Raw genomic sequence first — 26,144 nt, 5'->3', positions numbered from 1 at the left:
TTGGATTTCTTTCCGGCGTAATGCTCAGATGATGATTCCCATGTCCTGCATGCCCTGTGCAATGCTGTCCATATCATCATAATCACAGTTCTCGCTCCACTTCTCTTTGCTCCAGATCTCAATCCTGTTGAGATTACCGGTAAGCACAACATCCTTTTCCAGACCAGCGAACTCCCGCAGAGTCTGCGGTACAAGAATTCTCCCCTGCTTGTCCAGTTCACAGCTTGTCGCACCCGCAACAAAGAAACGTGTGAAGGTTCTGGCATTTTTATTTGTAAGTGGTAAGGCTCTGAGTTTCTCTTCAAAGGTTTTCCATTCATCCATCGGGTAAACGGAAAGACAACCATCCAGTCCCTTTGTCAGAACAAACTCTTCTCCCAGGAGTTCTCTGAACTTGGAAGGGATTATCAGACGCCCCTTCGCGTCAATCGTATGATTATACTCACCCATGAACATCCGAACTCACCTACTCTCGTAAGATACGATTCTCCCCTTCGTACCTTCAGGCGGGGATGGACGGATCTGCCACATTCCCCCCATTCGCCACCACTATTCACCACTTTCTACCACTTATACTGCCATTCTAACCTATTTACTTTGAAAATACAAGTGGAAATCGTAGTTTTTTTCTGAACAATTTTACACATTTTCAGCGTAAAAACGCCATATTTTACGATAGTATTACAGAAGATTTTCTATTTTCCAAATTTACATAACTATATAACAAAAAGGAGATTCTCCCACCGGAGAACCTCCTATATTTACGCTTCTTTTCTTCGTCTGCTGACTGTTTCACGCTTTTTCGAAAGTATTCTTCGTACTGTTGCAACGATACTGCAGACCACAAACAGTACGGCCGATATGAGCAGAGAAACCGGTATCTTTGTCCCTGGAATATACAGTTTGTCTGTACGAAGCCATTCAAAGACACATTTTCCCAGTCCGTAACCGGCAAGATATCTGAGAAAAATTTCTCCTTGAAATTTCTTTTTTCTGCTGTATGCCACCAAGACAAACAGGAGCAGCAGACACCAGATGCTTTCATACAGGAACAGCGGATGTACCTGTATATATTTCATATCTCTGAACGTTGTCAGATGTTTTTTCATCAGTGCTGTAACAGTACTGCTCTGTACCGAATCCAGCGGAAGTCCCATTGCAAACAGGCTGTCTGTATACTCTCCAAAAGAATCTCTGTTGAAGAAATTCCCCCAGACACCCAGGATCTGTCCGCTCAGCAGTCCCATGCACACAAGATCTGCCGTATTCCAGAAGGAAACTCTGCTGACTCTGCAAAAAAGTGCCATCGCCAGTGCTCCGCCCAGGATTGCTCCGTATATTGCCATTCCACCACTGCGGATATCACACAGACTTTTCCAGGAATGATCATTAAGCTGTCCCCATGCAAAAGCAAGATAATACAGTCTCGCTCCGATCACACCTCCCAGAAATGCAGCGATTGCAGCACCAAGGCAGCGGTTTGGATCCATCCGCTGTCTCTTTGCTGTCAGAAGTATCACAGCTGTCCCGACAAGCAGGGCTGCCATGATCAGAATCCCATATATTGTGATCTCAAATCCGAAAACAGAGAATGCCCTGTCTTCATATTCAAACAAAAACCCCAGATTCGGAAATCTTACTGTTATCTCCATAAAACACCTTCATTATATGCTCTGTGTTATCAGCTGCCTCATACATTATACATTGAAACGGAACAGGATCACATCGCCATCCTGTACAACGTATTCTTTTCCTTCCATACGTACAAGACCTTTTTCTCTTGCGCCTGCATATGAGCCGCAGTCCAGCAGATCCTGGAAATTCACAACTTCCGCTTTGATAAATCCTCTCTCAAAGTCTGTATGGATCTTGCCGGCAGCCTGTGGTGCCTTGGTTCCGATCTTGATCGTCCATGCACGGGTCTCATCCTCTCCGGATGTCAGGAAACTCATCAGTCCGAGAAGACTGTAGCTTGCTCTTACCAGTTTTTCAAGTCCGGATTCCTTGAGTCCCAGATCTTCGAGGAACATTTTCTTTTCATCGTCATCAAGTTCAGAGATTTCTTCCTCAATCTCTGCACAGATCACGAAAACTTCACTCTTCTGCTCTGCTGCATATTTACGTACGGCCTGTACATGTGCATTGGATTCCCCATCATCTGCAAGGTCATCTTCACTTACGTTTGCTGCATAGATCACCGGCTTCCATGTAAGCAGGTTGTAAGTTCCCATCCAGCCTTCTTCATCCTCTGATTCAAGCTCCATGGTAATCGCCATGTTGCCGTCTTCCAGATGCTTCTTTACTTTCTGAAGGAAATCCAGCTCTTTTGCAGCTTCTTTGTCCATACGTGCTGTCTTGGTCACTTTTGCGATACGACGTTCCAGAATCTCGATATCAGAAAAGATCAGTTCCAGATTGATCGTCTCAATATCTCTCAGTGGATCAATGCTTCCATCTACATGGATGACATTCGGATCTTCAAAACAACGTACTACATGTACGATCGCATCTACTTCACGAATATTTGCCAGGAACTGGTTTCCAAGTCCCTCTCCTTTGGATGCGCCCTTGACAAGACCTGCAATGTCAACAAATTCGATCACGGCCGGTGTCACTTTTTTGGAGTGATAAAAATCTCCCAGAAGTTTCAGTCTCTCATCCGGAACAGTTACCACACCTACATTTGGGTCAATGGTACAGAACGGATAGTTTGCAGATTCCGCTCCGGCTTTTGTCAGTGAATTAAACAATGTACTTTTTCCTACGTTTGGCAGTCCTACGATTCCAAGTTTCATCTCTCTATGGTTCTCCATTTCGTTATTTTGTTAGATTTTGTGCAACTGTTCAATAGTCTTACAGTTACAATTCATACTTATTTTCCATCTTATCACACATATGTTAAAAAGTCTATATCCCCGTCATCCGCAAAACATTGTCTGTTTTGCCTGTTGCTGTTCACTTCGGTTACAGTAACTCCTGCTTTCTGCATGATCAGGCATCTTTCAGAATAAATTTATGTATGATCTCCGCCACTCCATCGTGATTATTGTCATGTTCTGTCACATAATTTCCATATTCCGCAATTCCCGGAAACGCATTGCACATGACTGCACCTACATGAGCTGCTTTCAGCATCTCCACATCATTCTGTGCATCTCCTGCCGCTACTGAATTCTCGATCGGAATCCCCATGTAATCACAGAACCAGCGAACCGCAAAGCCTTTGGAAATTCCTTCCGGAACGATTTCCTGATAACGGTCATTAGAGAAAAAGCTGTGCACTTCCCCCGCATACTGTGAAATGACTTCTCTCTGAAATCTGTCATTTTTTTCGCGATCCTCCGCAGTTGTGATCGCAATCAGCTTGTACGGATCTTCCGGTACCACTTCCTCTGCAGTTTCTACAAGTTTGTATGGCAGACGGTTGGTATCTGCATATTTGTGAAGTTCTTCTGTATCTCTGACTGCAAGGATCTCCGTATCCGAATAACTCTGGATATGCAGGTGTCTTTTTAATGCTTCTCTGATGATCTTTACTGCTGTTTCTTTTGGAAATGTTTTTCCATAAACATTCTTCTCATTATAAGGGTCATAAATCTGCCCCCCGTTAAAACAGATCACATAACAGCCTTCCTTGTCCAGACCGGCTTTTGCAGCGCAGACACGTGCGCTTGCCAGTGGACGCCCCGTGCAGACCACAATCTTGTGTCCGCGTGCCAGTGCCTCATCGATTGCCGCCTGATTTCCCGGTGTCACCTCTTTGTTATCATTCAGTAATGTTCCATCCAGATCTGTAAACAAAATTCTTGTATCAACAGACATTTTATATTCTTCCTCCATTATTCCACGCTGCTGTCCTGTCCACAGCAGATCATTCCAGATAAGTTCGTATTTTTGCTTCGTTTAATCTCTCACCGATGACGATCAGCACATCCTGCCCCACATTGATCGGTTTCAAAGTTGTCTCATGGTGCGTCGCATTCAACTCTAACCATTTTTCCCCGTCTTTCAAAAATCCTTTCATACGAAAAACATCTCCACAGGAAGAATCTTCGAATATCTTCTTTACTGCATTCTTTGCTTTGGACGCATCGATCTTCTCATCCATAAAAAATAATGTCTGAAAGATCTTATCCTGATCTACATACCGTTTCTCATAGTCTTCTGCCACATAACCGGACTCCATGATTTTTTGGTAATCTTTTTCAGTAAACGCTTCCCAGTCTTTGCAGATCACCTCATCTTTCAGAATACGTGAACAACGTATTTCCTGCAATGCACGGTTCAGATGTGTAACAGTGCTCTGAATTTCTTCTTCCGAAGCATTCTGTGCCTTACTCAGAAGCACACAGCCCGCACTGGCAGCTTCTGAAGCCAGTACGTAATCCGCTTCTTTTGAAAGCTTCTCATCCAGTCCTGCGTCCACCACTGTGATCACATTTCCGATCTGGTACCAGCGATCCAGCGGCTCTTCATGAAGCGCATCAAAAAAATCATCCACGTCAAAGATTCCGGACGGCTCGATCAGTACTCTGTCATAGCCACACATTCCCATCGCGATCAGTTTCGTTTTGAAACGCCTTCTGTAGCAGTCTTTGTCGCAGCCGCCTGCTACCATTTCCAGTTCACAGTTCTCGCCTTCCAGTTCCCGGAGCAGCATCATATCTACATTGATCGCGCCGAAATCATTTTCAAGAATGCCGATATTCAGTCCCTGTTTTATCAGATATCCGGCATATTTTTTGATAAATGTGGTCTTTCCGGATCCAAGAAATCCTGTGATCAAATCTACTTTTACCATTGTCTTTTCCCTGTGTCTTTCCTTATACGTTTATATCTTTAATTCTTTTCGCAGATTCTCCGCAAACATGCGGTGTCCTTCTTCTGTAAAATGAACCCCGTCATAAATCGTCGGGATTTCCCATCCACTTGCATCGGTGAAGGCAATTCCCAGACGCTCTGCTGTTTTTTTGTATTCCTTTCCCAGATTACGGGATTCCGTCAGAAGTTCCGGCCGGTCGATCCATTGTCCTTCATGCATCGCCGGCGGTGCGATCAGTCTCAGACGCATCTTTCGGCTGGCAAGTCCGGCCTCTTCCATCATCCTTTTCAGAAAGCGTTCCATTCTTTTTGCCACATCAGCCGCAGTAAAATCCGGATTTTCCAGAAGATCATTTGTTCCAAGCATCACCAGAAGCCAGACCGAATTCGGCCGGCGATGCCAGTCGCGTACCTGCTGACAGGCAAATTTCACGGTACTGACTGTGTGTGGAATGCTCCGTCCATTGACTCCGTGGTTTTCAATTTTCCATTCCGTCTCCTCATCCAGAATTCCCGTCCAGCGGATTTCCTTCGGATATCTTCCTTCCATGCTGTCATGTGGATCATATCCATAAGTATTGGAATCTCCGTAACAGATCATTGTTCCCGGCATAGTTTTTCCTCTTTTCTTTATTTTCATGATATCTTTTTTGTTTTCAGAAAGGTCTGCCTGTTTTCCAGTACAGTACAGCCAAAGCGATCTCCACGACCAGAATCAGCGGAACACCTATATAAAACTTGGGTTTCCGCGTTTTATGATGAAACACAATCATCCCAAGCAATGCTCCAAAACCGCCTCCGATCACTGCCAGTTCCAGAAGTGTTCTCTCCGGTATTCTCCAGGCATGTCTGCGTGCCCGGTTCTTATCTGAACCATACAGAAGAAAGGTAACGATATTAATTCCCGCCAGATAAAAATACAGATAACTCAGCATATTCCGCCTCCTTGTCTCGTGTGCTCAACTAGTTATGTGCAGATTATACACTAATTCTGAAAGAATGGCAAAAAAACAGCCGGGATCCTGATATCATTACCCCAGCTGTCTTCCAAATATTTTTAGTTTTTCCTGACGTTCACGGTAATCGGGCAGTTCCTGCTCCACGATTGCCCAGAAACGTGGTGAATGATTCATTTCTCTGCGGTGCGCAAGTTCATGCACAACCACGTAATCCAGAAGTTCAGGTGGCATCAGGACCAGCTTCCAGTTAAAATTCAGATTGCCTGCTGAACTGCAGCTTCCCCAACGGGTTTTCTGCTCCCGGATGGTAATTCGGTTGTAGGTGACTCCCATCTTTTTCGCAAAATATGCCGTACGTTCCGGAAATACCCGCTTTGCCCGCGCAATGCCCTCACATCGTTCTTCTTCCGTGATGACATGCACATGTTTCCGAGATTCTTCCAGTTTTTGCTGCTGTACAGCGATCCATGTCTCATGATCTTTTACGAATTTTGCGATTCGATATTTTGCGAGACGCAAAGGTGCCCGGACGACCACTCTCCCATCCGGCTTCACCTGAAGCGTTACAGTTTTTCTTGCGGAACGTATCAGTTCATATTCTATCAATGTCTTATCCTCTCTTCGCTGTGCACGTACTGTATATCTATTCAGTCCCGTGTCATGAGCATCAGCAGTGTTCCGGAATCAAATTCCACAACTGCAGTTTCATCCACGATCTCATTGCTGACAGTCAGTCCACTGTCTGCTACTCTCAGATGATACCCGTTCAGCGGATATTTGAATCCGCGCAGCGTCAGCCCCGTCAGATCCCCTTCAAGCGAAAAGAAAGAAACATATTTTCCAAACTGCTCTGCCTTCTTAAGAACCGTATGCTTTTCAATGAGCTTCATATAATTCCACTGATCGATCAGCGTAATATCGGCTCCTCTGTTCTTTCCGTGTACTAGCAAACCAAAATTTGCCATCAGATGGTCGATCCGTTTCCCGGTTGCTCCCAGGATTGTGATTTTCTCTGCTCCATGGTCAATGGCAAAATTCACCGCTGACTGTGTGTCTGAATCATCTTTTTCCGGCTTCAGACGCACAACTTCCGTCTCTGTCAGTGTTTCCAGATAGTTTGCTCCCTCTGCAGAGAGGCTGTCAAAATCTCCCACTGCCACTTCCGGCATCCATTCTGTTCCCTCAAAGAACTCTACCCCTCTGTCTGCTGCCATAAGACACACCTGTTCTGTTTTATTTTTTCTTAAAAAATCGAGGGCAAAATCTCTCTGGATATTGCCCCCGCTTACGATGATCACATCTTTCATGCTTTTCCTCAATCAATCTCTGATTTAATCTCATCCATCTTTTTCATAATATCCCGGACATTTGTTTCCAGATCACCCTTGAATACATAAGAACCTGCAACCAGAAGATTGGCACCGGCTTTCATAACAGTTTCCATGGTGTCACCATTAATTCCACCATCTACCTGTATGTCCACATCCAGATTTTCTTTGTCGATCAGTTCTTTCAGTTCTTCAATCTTCTCCGTACATTCCGGAATATATTTCTGTCCGCCGAATCCCGGCTGAACAGTCATGATAAGAACCATATCCACATCTTCGAGAAGATGGCTGATATCATTCACCGGTGTCGCCGGTTTGATAGAAACACCGACTTTTACACCGGCATCTTTAATCAGCTCAATTGCTCTCTCCAGATCCTCACATGCCTCTGCATGTACAGTAATCGAGTCTGCACCACAATCGACAAAATCCTGAATATAGCGTTCCGGTGCAGATACCATCAGATGCACATCAAAAAACATTTTGGATTCTTTACGAATGGAACGGATCACCGGCATTCCAAAAGAAATGCTTGGTACAAAATCTCCATCCATGACATCAATGTGAAGCCATTCGACTCCAGCTTTTTCCAAAGTCTGAATCTGTTCGCCCAGGCGGTTAAAATCCGCCGACAAAATTGAGGGGCACAATCGATATTCCATTTAATATCTCCTTTTCTCTTTCAATTCTTCGTATAAACTAAGATAATCTTCATAACGGATCCTGCTGATCTCGCCATTTTCCAGTGCTTCTTTTACATGGCAGCCCGGTTCATGAATGTGTCTGCATCCCTGAAATCTGCATGCATCCTCATATTTCCGAAATTCCGGAAAATAATCTTTGAGCTCCTGCTCTTCCATATCTGTCAGATACAGGGAAGAAAATCCAGGCGTATCCATAAGAAATGTATCTTTTCCTACCGGAATCACCTGTGAATGACGTGTTGTATGACGACCGCGTTTGAGCTTTCTGCTGATCTCTCCGGTCTCCATCTGCACTTCACCCTGCAGAAGATTGGTCAGGGACGATTTCCCGACTCCGGAGGGACCTGCCACAACCGTTGTCTTACCCTGGAGAATCTCATGAATCTCATCCAGTCCTTCTTTTTCCAGTGCACTGGAAAGAATCACCTGATATCCACAGTTTCGATAAGTTTCATAAAGTGCTGTTGTCTCTTCCTCCGCAGCCAGATCTTTTTTGTTAAAACAGATCACTGCCGGAACCGCTGCCTGCTCCATCATGATCAGAAAACGATCCAACAACATAAAATTAGGTTTTGGGCTTTCCAGTGCAAAGATCACAAATGCCTGATCGACATTGGCAACTGCCGGTCTGATCAGTTCGTTCTTCCTTGGAAGAATGCTGATCAGATTTCCGGTCTGTTCCTGTTCATCCAGTACCGTGATTTCCACATTGTCACCCACCAGAGGCTTCTGCTTGTCTTTGCGGAAGATTCCCTTTGCCTTGCACTCATACAGACGGTCATCTTCTCCATACACATAGTAGAAACCTGCAATTCCTTTTATGATTTTTCCCTGCATGTATTATTCTACCTTCTGGAATGTGATCGGATACTGTCCCAGCTGCTGGTACTGTCCGTCGATCACCTCAGATACATACAGTGTACCCTCACTGACACCCGGTGCTCCTGTGATATCCAGCGTATATGGGAATGTGATCTTCTCTCCATCCACTACTTTGCTGGATTTTGTCTCACCATTCACATCCTGGATCAGTTCCAGACGGATCTCTCCACCCTGGTATCCAGTTGGTGTGTTCAGCGTCTGTGTACATTTCCATACTTCTCCATTTGCTGCTGCCGCACTCTGATCTGCAGTATCCGTGCTCTGTGCTGATACATCCTCTGAAGAAGTATCTTCTGTAGACGGAGCCTGGTCTCCGCTGCTTACCACGATTGTGATCGGCTGATCCGGATCAGCTGCTTCATCTGCTTCCGGGCTCTGAGAGATAACTTCTCCCGCTGCCACTTCTGTACTCTGTTCTTCTGTTACCTGAATATCCAGCCATTTGCCAAGTGTTGTGATCGCATCATTCTTTGTCATGCCCACTACGCTTGGAACATATACGCTGTTTCCATAGTCCAGTCCACGGCTGACTACCAGTGTTACTTCATCACCGGATGATACACTGCTTCCTGCTTCTGGTGTAACAGAATCTACATATCCAGGATTTACCAGCGGATAGCCAGTTCCGTCATCTTCGCTGTATTCCTTCTGTACCGTTACTGTCAGGCCGAGGTCTTCCAGTGTCTGCTGTGCATCTACGCCAGTCTCACCGGTTACATCCGGCATTGTAACTGTCTGCTGTCCCTTGCTGATATAATATTTCAAAGTTGTATACTGTTCTACTTTTGTTCCTGCCGGAATGTCCTGAGAAGAAATACGGCCTTTTTCCTGTGTAGAGTCTTCCTCTCCAACCATCTGCTTGCCAAGCTTTTCTTCTTCAAGAAGTGCAGAAGCTTCTTCTTCTGTCTTTCCTACCAGATTCGGAACAGTTACCATACCATTTTCATCCGCTGCAGTATCTGTACTCTGTGTCTGTTCTTTCTGCGTATCTGTCTGTTCTTCACTTCCGATGATACCGGCAGCTTTTCCGATAAAGAAGATCGCCACCACAAGGACAACTGCACCTGCAAGCAGAGCCAGGATCGTTACCGCACTGCCACCGGAGGATTTATGTTTCTTATTCTTGCTTCTGGAACGTCTCTCTTCATGACGGCGGTCATCGTCATCCTCGTAATCCTCATAACCATAGTCACTGTCTTCATAATCGTCATCATAAACTTCTTCTTCCAGATCCGCAACTTCCGGTGCGTACTGCTGTGTGCCACGGTTCTTCGGAGTATGTTTGATCTCTCCAAGCTCTTCATCTGAAATAACAACCGTCTTTGCCTCATTGTCTACGGAAGACAGTTTTACAAAGTTCCCCTGTGGATCGATCAGAGAATGTTTCAGATCTGCGATCACATCCTCCATCTTTTCATAGCGGCGGTTCACACTCTTCTGTGTACATTTCAGTATGATCTGTTCCAGACTGTATGGAAGTTCCTCTGTATACACACTTGGCGGAACCATTTCTTCCTGCAGATGTTTGATCGCAATTGCAACTGTTGTATCCCCGTCAAACGGAACACGTCCTGTGACCATTTCGTATAATGTGATACCAAGAGAATAAATATCGCTTTTTTCATCGCTGTATCCGCCACGTACCTGTTCTGGAGAGCTGTAATGCACAGATCCCATCACATTGGAACTGATGGTATTGGAGGATGCCGCTCTGGCAATACCAAAGTCTGTAACTTTTACCTTACCATCTGTTGAAATGATGATATTCTGTGGTTTTACATCACGATGAACGATTCCATGATTGTGAGCTGCTTCCAGTCCCATGGAAACCTGGATTGCGATGCTTGTTGCTTCTTTAATAGATAATTTGCCCTTCTTTGCAATATATTCTTTGAGTGTGATTCCCTCGATCAGCTCCATGACGATGTAATATACGCCTTCGTCATCACCGACATCAAATACATTGACAATATTCGGATGTGTCAGTCCTGCCGCCGCCTGGGCCTCACTGCGGAATTTGCGGATAAACGTGGTATCCTCTCTGAATTCCGGTTTTAATACTTTTACTGCCACAAAACGATTCAGCTTGTGGTCCTTTGCCTTATACACATCGGCCATTCCGCCGGTGCCTATCTTACCTAATATTTCATAGCGTTCCGCTATGGTCATTCCCGTCTTTAACATTTTTCTACCTCGTTCGTGAATGGTTCTACCAGTATGACTGCTATGTTGTCCTTACCACCGTTGTCATTTGCCTCGCGGAGGAGTCTCTCGCCTTTTTTCGGCAGTTCCTCTGTCTGGTCCAGTATGATCTCTTCGATCTTACTGTCCTCTACCATATTGCTCAGACCATCGGAACACATAAGAATCGTACTGTCCGGTTCCAGTTTCAGGTCAAAAAAGTCAATATCTACGGTTCTTTCGGCACCAAGTGCTCTTGTAATGATGTTCTTATCCGGATGGTTTCTTGCTTCTTCCGGACGAATCTCTCCCATACGTACCATCTCCTGAACCAGAGAATGGTCTTTTGTCACCTGACGGATCTGTCCCTGCACTATGTACAGACGGCTGTCACCAACATTTGCCACATATGCATAATGTCCGACGACCGTGCATACGACCATAGTCGTACCCATCCCTCTCAGATGTTCTTCCCGCCTGGAGCGATCCAGAATCTCTGTATTTGCAGTCTCAATGGCATGACGAATCACCTTGATAGGGTTGAAATCCGCATCCCTCCGAATCTCGTCCACCAAGGTCTGAACTGCATGTGAGGATGCATAATCCCCCGCATTATGTCCGCCCATTCCATCAGCAACGACAAACAGATTCGGGAGATTTCCTACCGGGTTTTCGGAAACGAACACATAATCCTGGTTCATTTTCCGCTTCTGCCCTACATCCGTAGCTGAATATACCCTCATGTCACTTCTCACTTTCTGTTTTTTCCATATATCTTTTTCTTAACTGCCCACAGGCACCGTCAATATCGCTGCCCATTTCCCTTCTAATAGTACCATTAATTCCGCATTTTTCAAGATTTATTTTGAAATTCTCCACTGCCTGACGGGTAGAACGTACAAAGGAACGCTCTCTTACCGGATTCACCGGAATGAGATTCACATGACAGTTCAGTCCTTTCAGACGACCGGCAAGTTCCTCGGCATTTTCTTTACTGTCATTCACTCCAGCTACAAGACTGTATTCAAAAGTAATCCTTCTGCCGGTCTTGTCAAAATAATTCCGACATGCGGCCAGCAGCTCCTCCACAGAATATTTGTTGGCGATCGGCATAAGCTCACGTCTTTTTTCATCATTTGGCGCATGCAGGGAAACTGCCAGCGTCATCTGAAGTTTTTCTTCTGCAAGCTCATAGATCTTCGGGACCAGTCCGCAGGTAGATACCGTCAGATTTCTCTGACTGATATGGATTCCGCCTTCTTCTGTAAGAATATGGATAAATCTCAAAAGATTATCATAATTATCCAGCGGCTCACCGGTTCCCATGACTACCACATTGGAGATACGCTCTCCGATGGAAGTCTGTATACGGTAAATCTGATCCAGCATTTCTGACGGAAGCAGATTTCTGGTCAGGCCTCCGATCGTAGAAGCACAAAAACGACATCCCATACGACATCCGGCCTGTGAAGAGATACAGACGGAATTTCCATATTTATATCTCATGAGTACGCTCTCGATCACATTCCCATCAGAAAGACGGAACAGATACTTTCTGGTTCCGTCTGTTTTGGAAATCTGCACATCCAGCGTTTCCAGAGCTGTGATCGGGTAATCACTCAGCTTCTGTTTCAGGCTTTTGGGAAGATTCACCATCTCCTCATAAGAAGTCACCAGATGCTCGTGCAGCCAGCTGTAGATCTGCTTTGCGCGAAACGGCTTTTCCCCGATCTGTACCATAAGCTCTTTCAGCTCATCTATTGTCATTGATTTAATATCTGTCATAATCATTTCCTTCTGAATTTTGCAATAAAGAATCCATCTGTACCATGCACACCCGGAAGCAGCTGCAGGTAACCAAGCCCTGTTGTTTCTGAACGAAGTTCTTCCGGAACAAATTCATCAATGCTTTCCAGTTTGAACGGATGGTTGTTCATAAACCACATCATATTTTCTTCATTTTCTTCTTTTGCAATAGTACAGGTACTGAAAACCAGCACTCCACGTGGCTTCACATATTCTGCTGCTTTATCCAGGATCATCCTCTGAAGGATCACCAGTTCCTCTTCTTTCTGAGCTGTGGAACGATATTTGATTTCCGGTTTCTTTCCAATGACACCATATCCGGAACAGGGGACATCTGCCAGAACGATATCTGCCCCACACTCTGATTCCACATCAAAAATCGTTGCATCCTGCACTTTCGCCTGCACATTGATCGAACCGGTCCTTCGGATATTCTCTTCTATAAGGTTTACTTTGTACTGGCTGACATCTCTGGCATCTACTGTACCATACCCTTCCATCTTGTCACCCATATGAAGGCTTTTGCCGCCCGGTGCCGCACAGACATCGATCACATAATCCCCTTTTTGCGGATTGGCGATTTCTGCCACAAGCATGGAACTGACATCCTGTACCACGATCTTTCCCTGAATAAACGCATCCAGTGCCAGAATGTGGTTGTATCCTGAAATCTTTTTGGCATAAGGAAGGTACGGTGCCTGTTCTACCCTGACTCCCTGGCTTTTCAGGCTGTCACAGATCTTGTCCACAGAATTCAGGTATGTACGGCAACGTACTGTTACCGGTTTTTCCTCCAGAAAATCTGCAAGCATTTTTTCGGTCGTTTCTTCGCCATAGGCATCCAGCCAGCGTGTCACCAGTTCTTCCGGCATAGAATAACGGACAGACAGATAACGGACAAGATTCTCTTCTCTGGAAGGATATTCCAGATCGTCAAGCTGTCTGGCAACCGTGCGGAGCACTCCGTTTACAAAAGGTTTCAGATTATAAAATCCTTTTTTCTGTGCCAGTTTGACAGCTTCGTTGCAGACGGCACTGTCCGGCACACGATCCATAAATTTCAGCTGATACACAGCACTTCTCATAATCTCACGGATCGCCGGCTTCATCTTGTCCACCGGTGTTTTTGAAAATGAATTAATAATATAGTCGATCAGGATACGATATTCCAGTGTTCCCTCACAGACTCTTGTAACAAACGCACGTTCCTGTTTGGGAAGAAACTGATATTTTGATAAAGCATTTCTGATCGCAATATGACTGTGTTCCCCCTCTTCTTCAATCTGAAGAAGGATTTCCAGTATCATCTCTCTTGTATTGATTCCATTAGTCATCTCGTCGTCTTCCTCCTGCAAGGATCAAAAGTCTCAGAAGCTGCAGAACAGAAGCTGCCAGGGCAGCTACGTATGTCATCGCAGCCGCTGTCAGGACCTTTCTGGCTCCTTTTGTCTCATCTGCTCCGAGTATTCCTGTGCTCTGCAGCATTTTCAGAGCTCTGGAAGATGCATTGATCTCAACCGGAAGTGTTACAAGCTGAAACAGTACTGCAAGCGAAAACAGTACGATGCCTGCCGTCACCAGCGGACGGATGCCTGCCACAAGACCTACCAGAAACAACGGCCAGGACAGGGAACTGCCAAAATTGGCAATCGGAACGATCGCACTGCGAAATTCCAGTGGTGCATAACCAATCGCATGCTGAATAGCATGTCCGCACTCATGCGCTGCTACTCCAACAGCCGCAAGAGATGTCTGTCCATAGATATCTTCTGAAAGACTGACTGTTTTGGTTCTCGGATCGTAATGATCTGTCAGGCTTCCGGAAATTGCTCTTACACTCACGTCCGTAATTCCGGCTGCCTGCAGAATTCTTCTGGCTGTTTCCTCGCCGGTAAGTCCGGATGCACTTCTGATTCTCCGATAATAAGAAAACGTACTTTTCAGTCTGCTTGAAGCTGCCAGAGACAGAAGCATTCCTATGATCAGCAGCATATAAGTCCAGTCAAATCCGTAGTATCCATAACCATATCCGTACATCCGCATCACTCCTTATGATCTTTCAGCATCGTTCCTGCAGTTACCTGATATCCACGGAGGAACGCATCGGTCTCCATCCGTTTTTTGCCTTCCAGCTGTACTTCTTTGAGTACCAGTGTGCCGGTTCCGCACGCTACATGAATGCCGGCTTTATCCACATGGATAACCGTTCCCGGGGCCTCTTTTCCACATATTTCCTCTTCTGCTGCACATTTCCATACCTTTAATGTTTTTCCATTCAGGAAGGTATATGCACTCGGCCACGGATTCAGTCCACGTACCAGTCGTTCCAGCTCCACTGCACTTCTGGAAAAATCCATCAGCCCCATTTTTTTGCTGATCATCGCGGCATACGGTGTCGGACTTTCTTCCGGCTGTTTTGTATATACAGCAGTTCCGTCTACAATAGAAGGAATCGTTTTGATCAGAAGAGCGGCTCCTTCCTCTGCAAGTTTGTCAAAAAGACTTCCGCCTGTCTCATCCTCGGCAAGTGGTACGACTGCCTGAGAGATCATATCTCCGGTATCCAGTCCCACTCCCATTTTCATGATCGTCACACCGGATTCTTTTTCACCATCGATCACCGCCTGCTGGATCGGTGCAGCACCTCTGTATTTCGGCAAAAGAGATGCATGAATATTCAGGCATCCATATTTTGGCATATCCAGGATCATTTTTGGTATGATCTGCCCAAAAGCAGCTACCACGATCATATCCGGTTCCATTTTCTGCAGCAGTTCCACAAATTCCGGATCACGCACTTTCAATGGCTGATAAACCGGAATCTCATGTTTCAAAGCTTCTTCTTTGACCGGTGTCGGCAGAAGTGTCTTGCCTCTTCCCTTTGGTTTGTCCGGCTGTGTTACCACCGCAGCCACTTCATATCCGTTCTCTACAAGTGCTGCGAGCGGCGGCACTGCAAAATCCGGAGTTCCCATATAAACAATTTTCATATAGTAATCTGTTCCTCTTTTCTCCCGTTATTCCGGGTAACCTTTATTTTATTTCAGTCTTCTTCATCGTAACTGGTTCTGTGAAGTTCTCCCTCGACCAGATCTGTATACATCTTTCCATCAAGATGATCGATCTCATGGCAGAACGCACGGGCAAGAAGCTCCGTTCCCTCATAGATCACTTCATTCATATCCTCATCCATCGCTCTGACTTTTACATAATTCGGTCTGGTCACCTGTCCTGCCATTCCCGGTACACTCAGACAGCCTTCATCACCTGTCTGTTCTCCGGAAGTCTCCAGAATCTCCGGATTGATCAGCACGATCGGGCCTTCTCCTACATCGATGACTACAATACGTTTCAGGATACCGACCTGCGGTGCTGCCAGACCAACTCCCATTGCCTCATACATTGTATCCAGCATATCATCGATCAGTGTCACGATCTTTGGGGTTACTTCTTTTACCGGTTTGCTGATTTTTCTCAGTACCGGATCTTCTTCTGTACGAATTACTCTGATTGCCATTTTTCTTCCTCTTTTCTTTGTCTTATGTATATATAGTACAATATGTATTATAGTACTATATAAATACCTACGGATTGTTCCGCAGTAAACTGCTTTCACAATCCTACAAATATTCGAAATCCGCAAATTTACTACGTAAATTGCTACTTTCTCATATTTGGCGGGGTCCAAGTTCAAAAGCCTTATCGTGCAAGCACGAACAGCTTTTTGAACTTTTCCCCCTTGGTATTTATATATAGTCAAATTGAATATATAATTTCCGGAAACCGGAATTTACTTCAATGTATTTCTCTGTTTTGTTTTTTATATCCTGCAGCACATGACCATCCTGGTGTTTCAGGTAAAGGACTTTACGGTAGATATCATTGACTTTTCCCACAGTAGCATAAGCGGGTCCGATCACATGAATCCTGTATTTCGCGCTGATTCTCTCCACGAACTTTGCCAGATATTCCATTCCCTGATCAAGAAGCTCTTCATTTTCCCCGGATGCCAGGACCGAAAGCATATGTGCTGCCGGTGGATAATCCATCAGCACACGGTACGACATTTCTTCCTGATAAAACGCTTCATAATCCTGTCTGGCCGCTGCCTGAATACTGTAATGCTCCGGATGATAGCTCTGAATGATCGCCTCTCCCGGTCTGCGTCCTCTGCCAGAACGCCCGACTGCCTGCGTCAGAAGCTGAAATGTCCGTTCTGCACAGCAATAATCGGCTGCATTCAGCGAAAGATCTGCTGCCACAGCTCCGACCAGTGTCACATCCGGAAAGTCATGTCCTTTGACGATCATCTGCGTACCGACCAGAATATCTGCCTCATGCGCCGCAAAAGAAGACAGGATTTTTTCGTAACTGCCTTTTGTCCTGGTGGTATCATAATCCATCCGGAGAATTCTTGCCTTCGGAAATGTTTTGCGAAGGATCTGCTCGATCTGCTGTGTTCCGGCCTTAAATCCACCGATATACGGAGAACCGCAGGACGGACATTTCTCTACTCTCGGTCTTTCATAACCGCAGTAGTGACATACGAGCCTGCCATTGTTATGTTCCGTCAGTGCCACATCACAATGTGGACATTTCATCGCCGTTCCACAGGAACGACAGGAAACAAAGCCTGCATAACCCCTTCTGTTCAGAAACAGTACCGACTGTTCTCCCCGCTCCAGCCTCTTTTCGACAGCATCTTTCAGTTTTCTGCTGAGCACAGAGCGGTTCCCGGCTTTGAGTTCCTCTCTGAGATCCACAACAGAAACCTCCGGAAGCGGACGGTCTGCAAAACGCGCATTTAGTTTTACAAGAAGATATTCTCCCTGCACTGCTCTGGTATAAGCTTCAAGAGATGGTGTTGCCGATCCCAGTACGACCTTTGCATGCTCCATCTTTGCCCGGTAAAGAGCCGTCTCTCTGGCATGGTATCTGGGACTGTTCTCACTTTTGTAAGTCTGTTCATGTTCCTCATCAATAATGATCAGGCCCAGTCTGGAAAAAGGTGTAAAAAGAGCAGAACGCGGTCCCACCATGATCTGGATCTCGCCGCGTTTGGCTCTTTTGAACTGATCATATCGTTCTCCTGCGGAAAGTCGGGAATTCAGAACTGACACTTTGTCTCCGAACCATCCGTAAAATCTGCGAACAGTCTGATACGTCAATGCAATCTCAGGAATCAGAACGATTGCCTGCCTGCCCTCATCGATCACCTGCTGTATCAGTTTCATATAGACCTGCGTCTTACCGCTTCCGGTCACACCATGGATCAGCACCGGCCGCGGTGTTTCTTTTTTCCATTCTTCTGTAATCTGTGCAAAAGCCGCCTGCTGTACTTCTGTAAGTACCGGCAGGCTCTCTCTCGGGATTGCTGCACCGTCTACCGCCATACGATAAACCTCATCCTGGGTCACCCGGATGATTCCCTGGTCCAAAAGCGGCCGTATCACAGAAGTTGTCATTCCAAGCTCTCTGGATGCCCTGGTATAATCCAGTTTTTTTTCATCGGCAAGGGCCCGGAGCAGACGTGCTCTTGCCTTGCATCTGCTGCTCTCCAGCTCTTCTGCCAGCTTGTGTGCGTCCTCCTGGCTGATATTCAGAACTACATATCGTTTTTCTTTTGCCTTGACTTTTTCCCGTACAGGAAGCACTGTTTTCAGCGCCTGCACCATTGTAGAACCATACTGGTTCTTCATCCAGGCCGCCAGTGTGATCAGCCTCGCTTCTGTCGTTTCCTCACTGTTGCAGATACCACGGAGTGCCTTCATCCTGGCTGTGTCAAATACGGGCTTATCCGAAAGGCCGATCACATATCCCTTTCTTTCATGATTACCGTTTCCAAAAGGAATGGTGACCACCATTCCCACCTGGATCTCCTGTTCCAGTTCTTCCGGAACTTTATATTGAAAACTGCGGTCAAGTTTTTCGTGGGATATATCCACAATGATATCTGCATACATCATTATTTATCTGCTCTTTCTTTATCCTCCTGAAGAATCTCTGCAATCAGAACTCTTTCATCCATAGGATATTTTTTTCCTTTGATCTCCTGGTAATCCTCATGTCCTTTACCAGCCAGAACAATGATATCTCCCGGTTCTCCATGATGGATCGCATAAGCGATTGCTTCCTTACGGTCACAGATCTCCACATATTTTCCATTTGTTTTTGAAATTCCGATTTTGATATCATCAATGATATCCTGCGGCTCTTCAAATCTCGGATTATCGGATGTAATGATCGTCAGATCTGCCAGTCGTCCGGAAACCTCACCCATTTCATAACGACGGGATTTTGCACGGTTTCCTCCGCATCCGAACAGGCATACCAGACGATGCGGATGATATTCCTGCAAAGTAGTAAGCAGGCTTTCCAGTGCCATCGCATTGTGTGCATAATCAATCATCAATGTAAATTCATCAGACACCTTGATCATCTCAATACGTCCTTTGACCCTTGCCACTTTCAGAGCTTTGATGATATTTTCCTGCGATACTTTGAAATGGCGGCAGATTGCAATTGCTGTCAGTGAATTGTAAATGCTGAATTTTCCGGGAATATCAATCTCTACCGGAAATTCCATCAGACCTTTTAACTGATAGGAAATTCCAAGATAGCCTTTGCCGCCAACCATATGCGCATCTTCTGCACGCAGATCAGCTTCCGGTGAAAATCCATAAGTTTCAAGCTGACAGGTATGACCTTCAATAATCCTCTCAAAATGTTCATCATCTCTGTTGACGATCCCTACACGGCACTGACGCAGCAGCATAGATTTACATCTGAGATAATCATCAAAATCTTTATGCTCATTCGGTCCGATATGGTCTGGTTCGATATTGGTAAAGATACCATAATCAAACACAAATCCCTGTGTACGGTGCAGCATCAGTCCCTGCGAAGAGACCTCCATAACTACACAGTCACAGCCTGCGTCCACCATCCTGCGGAAGTACTCCTGTACCAGATAGGATTCCGGTGTCGTGTTGCATGCCGGAATGGATTCTTCTCCGATGATCGCCTCAATGGTTCCGATCAGTCCGACTTTGTATCCGGCATTTTCCAGAATAGACTTTACCATATAGGTTGTAGTTGTTTTGCCTTTGGTTCCGGTAATTCCGATTGTTTTCAGTTTTTCCGCCGGATGTCCAAAATATGCAGCAGAAATGAATGCCATCGCATAACGACTGTCTGCCACTTTGATCACAGTTACATCTTCCGGTGCTTCCACCTCTTCTTCCACGATCAGTGTCTTCGCGCCTTTTTCGATAACATCCGGTACAAATTTGTGTCCATCTGCTACCGCACCGCGGATACAGATAAACAGAGAGTTTTCTTTTACTTTGCGGGAGTCATATACAACGGTACTGACTTCCTGATCTGTACTGCCCTGACAGCAGCTATATTCCAAACCTTCCAATAGTGCTGATACTTTCATTTTTTCCTCCTCTGCCTCGGGATCAGACTGCTGTATGCAGTCATTGATATACTCCATTACAGAATATCACAAACAGAATGTCTTTTCAATGTTTGGAAAATGGTCAATTCTATTGATAACTGTCGATTTTTGAAATATCTTGTTGAATCATATCTTGCCATCTCCGGAAACTGGCTGTATAATAGGAAAGTAAAACATAACTGTTCACAGTAACAGCAAAAAACAGGGGAGCTGGCTGAAGCCGGCTGAGAGGAAACTGACTGGTTTCGACCCTTAACCTGATTTGGATAATGCCAACGTAGGGAACATACCGAATGCAATGATTGAAGAAGGTACCCTTGCGGTGCCTTCTTTTTTGTTATTCAACATCCGCAAAGTTCTGCGGATGGCAGATCCTGCAGGTAGAACAGGAGGTCCACTGAAAATGAACACAAAAGAAACTACATCAACACAGAAGCTTGCCATCGCAGGAGTGCTGACTGCGGCTGCTGTAGCCGGCAGTATGATCAGTGTTCCGGTTGCCGGAAGCAAATGTGCCCCGGTACAGCATATGGTCAATGTCTTTGCTGCCGTTATGCTCGGTCCGTGGTGGGGCATCGGAATTGCATTCTGCGCAAGCCTGATCCGTAACCTGTTTGGGATCGGCAGTCTTCTGGCATTTCCGGGAAGTATGGTCGGTGCATTGTGCTGCGGTCTTGTTTTTCGCTTCACCCACCGCTTAAGCCTTACCTGTGTCGCAGAAGCACTGGGAACCGGAATTCTCGGCGGTCTTGCTGCTTATCCGGTGGCCAGACTCCTTATGGGACTGGCACCTGCCGGATTCACAGTATATATGCTTCCATTTTTTATCTCAACTTTCACAGGAAGTGTCCTGGCCTTTATCCTGCTTCGCGTTTTTGAAAAAAGCCAGGTACTTTTTACTGCCAGGAGATAGCTTATGCCACACAACAATAATATAGAAGAAATTTCTCTTTATATTCATCAGCACACACCCAGAATCCACTGTCTTACCAACCCGGTGACCATGCAGGATGTCGCCAATATTCTTCTTGCCGCCGGTGGCAGTGCCGTCATGGGACAGAACAAAGAAGAAGCGGCAGAGATCACTTCCTTCTGCCAGGGAACGCTTCTCAATACCGGAGTCCCGGACACTGACAAAATACAGGCCTGCATCTCTGCCGGCCAGAAGGCCGAAGAACTCGGTCATCCGATCGTACTCGATCCGGTTGGTGTCGGTGCCAGTGCTTTTCGCAAAAAGGAACTGCAGAAGCTTCTTAACGCTGTACACCCTACAGCAATCCGCTGCAACCAGGAAGAAGCCGTTGTTCTGTGCTCCTTTCTTTCCGATACTGCATCTCCACAACTGCATGGCGGTGTAGAAAGTGCCCTGCTCATGACAGATGAAGCAGTCTGTCAGACAGCCTTAAAAACCGCCCGGCTTTATAACTGTACAGTTCTGATCACGGGCAGACGTGATGTGGTATCCGATGGAAAAAGAACGCAGATCCTGACCGGAGGTGACTCCAGGATCCGCAGGATCACCGGAGGCGGATGCATGCTTTCTGCTCTATGCGCACTGTTTCTCTGTACAGATATTTCTGCTTTTGATGCAGTCTGCGCAGCCGGCCATCTCTGGCGGGATGTTGCCTTTGAAGCAGGAAGGCGAACAGATCTGTGCCACTCCGGTATCGGAAGTTTCCATGTACATCTGTTTGATGTGCTGGAAGAAAAAATTTTCAGATCACAACAGGAGACTCCCTTATGAACATAACACCTGAACAACTGAAACTGTATGCTGTCACTGATCGAAGCTGGCTTAATCCCGGCGAAACACTTGCCGGAGTTACGGAAGAACTTCTCCGCTCAGGTGTCAGCTGTGTTCAGCTTCGAGAAAAAAACATTTCTGATGAAGAAATTCTTCAGGAGGCCAAACTATTAAAACAACTATGCGAACGTTATCACGTCCCACTCATCATCAATGACCGCCCAGATCTTGCTCTTAAAGTCGGTGCTTCCGGGGTCCATGTCGGTCTCTCCGATATGGGAATCCAAAAAGCCAGACAACTGCTCGGAAAAGACTTCATCATCGGTGGAAGTGCCCACAATGTAGCAGAAGCACTTGCTGCGCAGGAAGCCGGAGCAGATTATATCGGCTGCGGTGCGGTCTTTGGCAGTACGACCAAAACCAATGTTACCCAGCTTCCACTTGAAACTCTGAAAGCAATCTGCCAGGCCGTGACGATTCCGGTCGTTGCGATCGGCGGTATCACTTCTGACAATCTCCCGCTCCTTTCCGGAAGCGGAGTTGCCGGTGCAGCTGTAATCAGCGGACTTTTTAAGCCAACGGACAAAGCTGCTGCTGTCAGACGATTTCTGGAACAGCTGAAGAAACTGTAACCTCAGATAAAACCAAAATAAGAAAAGGATAAAAACATCATGAAAACTGTATTAACCATTGCCGGAAGTGACTGCAGCGGTGGTGCAGGCGTACAGGCCGACATCAAAACGATGATCATGAACGGTGTCTATGCCATGAGTGCGATCACAGCTCTGACTGCCCAGAATACGAACGGTGTATACGGCATTCAGGAAGCATCTCCTGAATTTCTCGACAATCAGCTGGACTGTATCTTCACGGATATCTTTCCGGATGCGGTAAAGATCGGCATGCTCTCCTCTTCTGAGATCATGCGTCATGTTGCCGCCAGACTGCGTCAGTACGAAGCCCGCCATATCGTACTGGATCCTGTCATGGTCTCTACCAGCGGACATCGTCTGATGGACAAAAATGCAGAAGAGACTCTTCAGAAAGAACTTTTTCCACTTGCCGAGATCATTACCCCAAATATTCCGGAGGCTGAAGCACTTACCGGAATAAAGATCACCGATGCAGTCTCCATGGAACAGGCAGCCAGAATGCTCCATGAAAACTTCCATATTTCTGTTCTTTTAAAAGGCGGCCACCGTATCAACGATGCAAACGACCTCCTTTATACGGAAGGACAGGGAATCTGGATGCATGGCGAACGCATTGATAATCCAAACACCCATGGTACCGGATGCACACTCTCCAGTGCCATTGCTTCTAACCTTGCCAAGGGATTTTCACTGGAAGATTCTGTACGCCGTGCTAAACAGTATCTGACCGATGCACTGAAAGCGCAGATGGATCTCGGGCACGGTTCCGGTCCTCTTGATCACACACTTGGACGGTTCCAGTAAAAACATCTTTAAATACATTACACGATAAGGAGAATACAGATTATGACAACTTATACAACACAGATGGATGCAGCCCGCAAAGGCATCGTAACCCCACAGATCAAAACCGTTGCAGAAAAAGAGCATATGCCAGTAGAAAAAATGATGCAGCTCGTTGCAGAAGGCAAAGTAGCGATCTGTGCCAACAAACATCATACCAGCCTGAATCCGGAAGGTGTCGGAAGCATGCTGCGCACCAAGATCAATGTCAACCTTGGAGTATCCAGAGACTGCAAAGATTATGATATTGAAATGCAAAAAGTCATGAAAGCTGTAGACCTCGGTGCCGAAGCGATCATGGACCTTTCCAGCCACGGCAACACTCAGCCGTTCCGTCAGAAACTCACCCATGAATGTCCGGCAATGATCGGAACCGTTCCGGTATATGACAGTGTCATCCACTATCAGCGAGATCTCTCTGAACTGACAGCAAAAGATTTCATTGACGTGATCCGTCTGCACGCAGAAGATGGTGTGGACTTTGTCACTCTTCACTGCGGAATCACCCGCAAGACCATTGAACAGATCAAAAAGCACAAACGTAAAATGAACATCGTAAGCCGTGGAGGAAGCCTTGTGTTTGCATGGATGAGTATGACCGGTGAGGAAAACCCGTTCTATGAATACTTTGATGAGATCCTCGATATCTGTGAAGAACATGACGTTACGATCTCCCTCGGGGATGCCTGCCGTCCGGGATGCCTTGCTGACGCTACTGACGTCTGCCAGATTGAAGAACTCGTCCGTCTTGGTGAGCTTACCAAACGTGCATGGGATCACAACGTGCAGGTTATGGTCGAAGGACCGGGACACGTACCGCTTGACCAGGTTGCCGCTAATATGAAAGTACAGCAGACTATCTGCATGGGAGCTCCGTTCTATGTACTTGGACCTCTCGTTACTGATATCGCACCTGGATATGACCACATCACAGCAGCGATCGGTGGTGCTGTTGCAGCCATGAACGGAGCAGCCTTCCTCTGCTATGTAACACCGGCTGAACATCTGGCACTTCCAAATGTTGATGACGTAAAACAGGGAATCATCGCTTCCAAGATTGCAGCTCATGCAGCCGACATCGCCAAAGGAATCCCGCATGCAAGAGACATCGATGACAAAATGGCAGATGCCCGCCGTGTCCTCGACTGGGATGCACAGTTTGACTGTGCTCTTGATCCGGAAACAGCCAAAGCAATCCGCGATGACCGTCTTCCGGAAGATGACCACAGCGATACCTGCAGCATGTGCGGTAAATTCTGCGCAGTCCGCAGCATGAACAAGGCTCTTGCAGGTGAACACATCGATATTCTGTAATCACATTCGACAGCGGATCCAGCCTGCTGCCAGCAAAGAACCGGGGATCATTGCCAGCCATAAAAATGGCTGGTACGGGTCTCCGGTTTTTGGATGTGTGGAAACCGGATAGCTTTCCCCCTTCTGTACGACAGCCCCGCCTTCTGCATCCACAGACCCTTCATCTGTGTTTTTTTCTGTTTTTTCCATCTCTTCTGCAGCTTTTACCTGTATCTTCGCCTGTGACACAGTCACCTCTTCTCCTGTTTCCAGTGTTGTAACCGTCACTTCATTCAAAAGTTCCTGTTCCCTGATATTTTCCGGAAGTGTTACTTCTGCCAGCAATCCCACAGCACTTCCCGGATCTATTTTTTCAATTCTTGCTTTCGTTCGGGTGTTGTTCAGTACCACCCCTTCTTTTTCCAGAAAACGGACCTGGATATTTCCAAGCTGAAATCGTTCTGTCGTTATTACAGAATGCAGTGTCCGTTCTCCTGTATTTCGGATGCAGATCTGAAATACGATTTTGTCGCCTGGCACTGCAACTGTACGATCCGCTGTTTTTGTCACTTCAAATGCGGCCTTCAGCGGAATGATTCCCGTACTCAACGATGTCTTTCGCTGTAATTTTTCTTCTATTCCATCCTGTCCCTCACTTTTAGCCTCAACAGTAAACTCTGTGGTGAATGACTCACTCAGATCTTCCGGCAATGTACAAGTCAGATAGTATGTTTTTTTCATGCCGGCATCCAGACTGGCTATTTTCATACAGTTTTCGGCAGTATCTGTCTGTTCAGCATCTGTCTCCGACCAGGCAGCTGAAATTCCTTTCTCTGCCAGACTATAGTAAAGCTGCAGCTCCTCCAGCATCAGATCACCTGTGTTTTCCAGTTCCACTGTATAAACCAGCACACTGCCGGCCTTCACTGTTTCGTCATCTGTCGTCACATGCAAACTCAGATCTGCTTTCTTTTTTGTATCTTCTGATTCCTGTCGGCCATCGGAAATTTCACCGTCACTTTCTCCCTCTGTAACTCTCGATATCGCTTCAGAAGTCTCCTGTAACTGAACCGTTTCCTCCACTTCTGGTACGCTCTCTGTTCTCGCTTCTTCTGGAGCTTCCTCCTCAAGTTCACCATCGTCTTCTTCCAGTCTTTCATCAGAAATTTCTGCCACATCCTCTGTCAGATACTCTTCTGTCCACAGGTTCTCTGCTGTTTCTGTCTCTGTCTTCTGTTCCACTTCTGCAAAACACGTCTCTGCCGCATACGCAACTGTTCCACATGCTCCTGCCATCTCCGGCAGCATTCCGGCCAAAAAGAGAGCCAGACCATATGCACTCAGTTTTTTCCATATTCTGTTTTTCATAATATACTCCTTTCAAAACAACTTCAAGTCAAACGGGCAGCAAACTCCCCAAGGGCATAGGCATCTCCCCTTTCTTCTCTTTGTTTTGCATTGCTTTGGA

General features: G+C 46.2%; 26 protein-coding genes and 1 riboswitch. Of the genes, 5 read left to right on the top strand and 21 right to left on the bottom strand.

Translation table 11 applies throughout. The annotated features are described in order from the left end of the window. Positions 1-24: 24 nt before the first annotated feature. The 20 genes from mraZ to KQI91_RS04095 form a co-directional block, all read right to left on the bottom strand. A complete protein-coding gene (gene mraZ, locus KQI91_RS04190) occupies positions 25-456 on the bottom strand; it encodes a division/cell wall cluster transcriptional repressor MraZ (protein WP_216391618.1) in 432 nt (143 codons plus the stop codon). Positions 457-761: 305 nt separating this feature from the next. After that, complete coding sequence (gene lgt / locus KQI91_RS04185) at positions 762-1,652, bottom strand: prolipoprotein diacylglyceryl transferase (protein WP_216391617.1); 891 nt, start codon at positions 1,650-1,652, stop codon at positions 762-764. Between the two features lie 45 nt (positions 1,653-1,697). Next, a complete protein-coding gene (gene ychF / locus KQI91_RS04180; protein WP_216391616.1) occupies positions 1,698-2,795 on the bottom strand; it encodes a redox-regulated ATPase YchF in 1,098 nt (365 codons plus the stop codon). A gap of 196 nt (positions 2,796-2,991) precedes the next feature. Then, the gene (locus tag KQI91_RS04175; RefSeq protein WP_216391615.1) at positions 2,992-3,822 is read right to left on the bottom strand and encodes a Cof-type HAD-IIB family hydrolase; all 831 of its coding nucleotides are present in this window, start codon (positions 3,820-3,822) and stop codon (positions 2,992-2,994) included. Positions 3,823-3,871: 49 nt separating this feature from the next. Next, a complete protein-coding gene (locus KQI91_RS04170) occupies positions 3,872-4,801 on the bottom strand; it encodes a GTP-binding protein (RefSeq protein WP_216391614.1) in 930 nt (309 codons plus the stop codon). Between the two features lie 30 nt (positions 4,802-4,831). After that, the gene (locus tag KQI91_RS04165) at positions 4,832-5,434 is read right to left on the bottom strand and encodes a GDSL-type esterase/lipase family protein (RefSeq protein ID WP_216391613.1); all 603 of its coding nucleotides are present in this window, start codon (positions 5,432-5,434) and stop codon (positions 4,832-4,834) included. Between the two features lie 43 nt (positions 5,435-5,477). Next, a complete protein-coding gene (locus KQI91_RS04160) occupies positions 5,478-5,756 on the bottom strand; it encodes a DUF1294 domain-containing protein (RefSeq protein WP_216391612.1) in 279 nt (92 codons plus the stop codon). Between the two features lie 96 nt (positions 5,757-5,852). Next, on the bottom strand, positions 5,853-6,386 hold the full coding sequence (locus KQI91_RS04155; RefSeq protein ID WP_253288352.1) for a M48 family metallopeptidase: 534 nt from the start codon (positions 6,384-6,386) through the stop codon (positions 5,853-5,855). A 41-nt stretch (positions 6,387-6,427) separates the two neighbouring features. Beyond that, positions 6,428-7,087, bottom strand: coding sequence for a thiamine diphosphokinase (locus KQI91_RS04150; protein ID WP_216391611.1), 660 nt, complete (start codon positions 7,085-7,087; stop codon positions 6,428-6,430). An 8-nt stretch (positions 7,088-7,095) separates the two neighbouring features. Then, positions 7,096-7,770, bottom strand: a complete 675-nt coding sequence (gene rpe / locus KQI91_RS04145) for a ribulose-phosphate 3-epimerase (protein WP_216391610.1) — start codon at positions 7,768-7,770, stop codon at positions 7,096-7,098. Then, positions 7,771-8,649 (bottom strand): ribosome small subunit-dependent GTPase A, encoded by an 879-nt coding sequence (rsgA, locus tag KQI91_RS04140; protein ID WP_216391609.1) that lies wholly within the window; start codon positions 8,647-8,649, stop codon positions 7,771-7,773. A gap of 3 nt (positions 8,650-8,652) precedes the next feature. Further along, entirely contained in the window at positions 8,653-10,878 is a 2,226-nt protein-coding gene (gene pknB, locus KQI91_RS04135) for a Stk1 family PASTA domain-containing Ser/Thr kinase (RefSeq protein ID WP_216391608.1), read from the bottom strand. After that, positions 10,872-11,618, bottom strand: a complete 747-nt coding sequence (locus KQI91_RS04130; RefSeq protein ID WP_216391607.1) for a Stp1/IreP family PP2C-type Ser/Thr phosphatase — start codon at positions 11,616-11,618, stop codon at positions 10,872-10,874. Before KQI91_RS04130 ends, pknB begins: the two co-directional genes overlap by 7 nt. A gap of 1 nt (position 11,619) precedes the next feature. Then, positions 11,620-12,660 (bottom strand): 23S rRNA (adenine(2503)-C(2))-methyltransferase RlmN, encoded by a 1,041-nt coding sequence (rlmN, locus tag KQI91_RS04125; protein WP_216391606.1) that lies wholly within the window; start codon positions 12,658-12,660, stop codon positions 11,620-11,622. Positions 12,661-12,662: 2 nt separating this feature from the next. Further along, on the bottom strand, positions 12,663-14,015 hold the full coding sequence (gene rsmB, locus KQI91_RS04120) for a 16S rRNA (cytosine(967)-C(5))-methyltransferase RsmB (protein ID WP_216391605.1): 1,353 nt from the start codon (positions 14,013-14,015) through the stop codon (positions 12,663-12,665). Continuing rightward, positions 14,008-14,718 carry a zinc metallopeptidase gene (locus tag KQI91_RS04115; RefSeq protein WP_216391604.1) on the bottom strand — a complete coding sequence of 237 codons (711 nt, stop codon included), beginning with the start codon at positions 14,716-14,718 and terminating at the stop codon, positions 14,008-14,010. The genes rsmB and KQI91_RS04115 overlap by 8 nt, the downstream gene beginning before the upstream one ends. A 5-nt stretch (positions 14,719-14,723) precedes the next feature. Further along, on the bottom strand, positions 14,724-15,671 hold the full coding sequence (fmt, locus tag KQI91_RS04110) for a methionyl-tRNA formyltransferase (protein ID WP_216391603.1): 948 nt from the start codon (positions 15,669-15,671) through the stop codon (positions 14,724-14,726). Positions 15,672-15,724: 53 nt separating this feature from the next. Continuing rightward, a complete protein-coding gene (gene def, locus KQI91_RS04105; protein ID WP_216391602.1) occupies positions 15,725-16,198 on the bottom strand; it encodes a peptide deformylase in 474 nt (157 codons plus the stop codon). 229 nt (positions 16,199-16,427) lie between these two features. Further along, on the bottom strand, positions 16,428-18,647 hold the full coding sequence (gene priA, locus KQI91_RS04100; RefSeq protein ID WP_216391601.1) for a replication restart helicase PriA: 2,220 nt from the start codon (positions 18,645-18,647) through the stop codon (positions 16,428-16,430). After that, positions 18,647-20,122, bottom strand: coding sequence for a UDP-N-acetylmuramoyl-L-alanyl-D-glutamate--2,6-diaminopimelate ligase (locus KQI91_RS04095; RefSeq protein ID WP_216391600.1), 1,476 nt, complete (start codon positions 20,120-20,122; stop codon positions 18,647-18,649). Before KQI91_RS04095 ends, priA begins: the two co-directional genes overlap by 1 nt. A gap of 214 nt (positions 20,123-20,336) precedes the next feature. Next, positions 20,337-20,444: riboswitch (TPP riboswitch) on the top strand. A gap of 102 nt (positions 20,445-20,546) precedes the next feature. On the opposite strand from KQI91_RS04095, the gene thiW reads away from it, so the two are divergent. From thiW to thiC, 5 genes are read left to right on the top strand one after another with little or no spacing between them, the layout of a single operon-like run. Beyond that, on the top strand, positions 20,547-21,056 hold the full coding sequence (thiW, locus tag KQI91_RS04090; RefSeq protein WP_216391599.1) for an energy coupling factor transporter S component ThiW: 510 nt from the start codon (positions 20,547-20,549) through the stop codon (positions 21,054-21,056). A gap of 3 nt (positions 21,057-21,059) precedes the next feature. Beyond that, positions 21,060-21,887: a hydroxyethylthiazole kinase gene (locus KQI91_RS04085; protein WP_216391598.1), complete on the top strand. Its 828-nt coding sequence runs from the start codon at positions 21,060-21,062 to the stop codon at positions 21,885-21,887. Continuing rightward, positions 21,884-22,519 carry a thiamine phosphate synthase gene (gene thiE / locus KQI91_RS04080; protein ID WP_216391597.1) on the top strand — a complete coding sequence of 212 codons (636 nt, stop codon included), beginning with the start codon at positions 21,884-21,886 and terminating at the stop codon, positions 22,517-22,519. Before KQI91_RS04085 ends, thiE begins: the two co-directional genes overlap by 4 nt. Before the next feature lie 39 nt (positions 22,520-22,558). Continuing rightward, on the top strand, positions 22,559-23,344 hold the full coding sequence (thiD, locus tag KQI91_RS04075; protein WP_216391596.1) for a bifunctional hydroxymethylpyrimidine kinase/phosphomethylpyrimidine kinase: 786 nt from the start codon (positions 22,559-22,561) through the stop codon (positions 23,342-23,344). A gap of 42 nt (positions 23,345-23,386) precedes the next feature. Then, positions 23,387-24,697, top strand: coding sequence for a phosphomethylpyrimidine synthase ThiC (gene thiC / locus KQI91_RS04070; protein WP_216391595.1), 1,311 nt, complete (start codon positions 23,387-23,389; stop codon positions 24,695-24,697). On the opposite strand, the gene KQI91_RS04065 is transcribed toward thiC, so the two are convergent. Continuing rightward, positions 24,698-26,044, bottom strand: coding sequence for a COG1470 family protein (locus KQI91_RS04065; protein ID WP_216391594.1), 1,347 nt, complete (start codon positions 26,042-26,044; stop codon positions 24,698-24,700). Between the last annotated feature and the right edge of the window lie 100 nt (positions 26,045-26,144).

The sequence above is a fragment of the Blautia sp. MSJ-19 genome (genome assembly GCF_018918125.1).
Lineage (GTDB): Bacteria > Bacillota > Clostridia > Lachnospirales > Lachnospiraceae > Blautia_A.
This window is presented reverse-complemented; position numbering and strand designations above follow the sequence as displayed.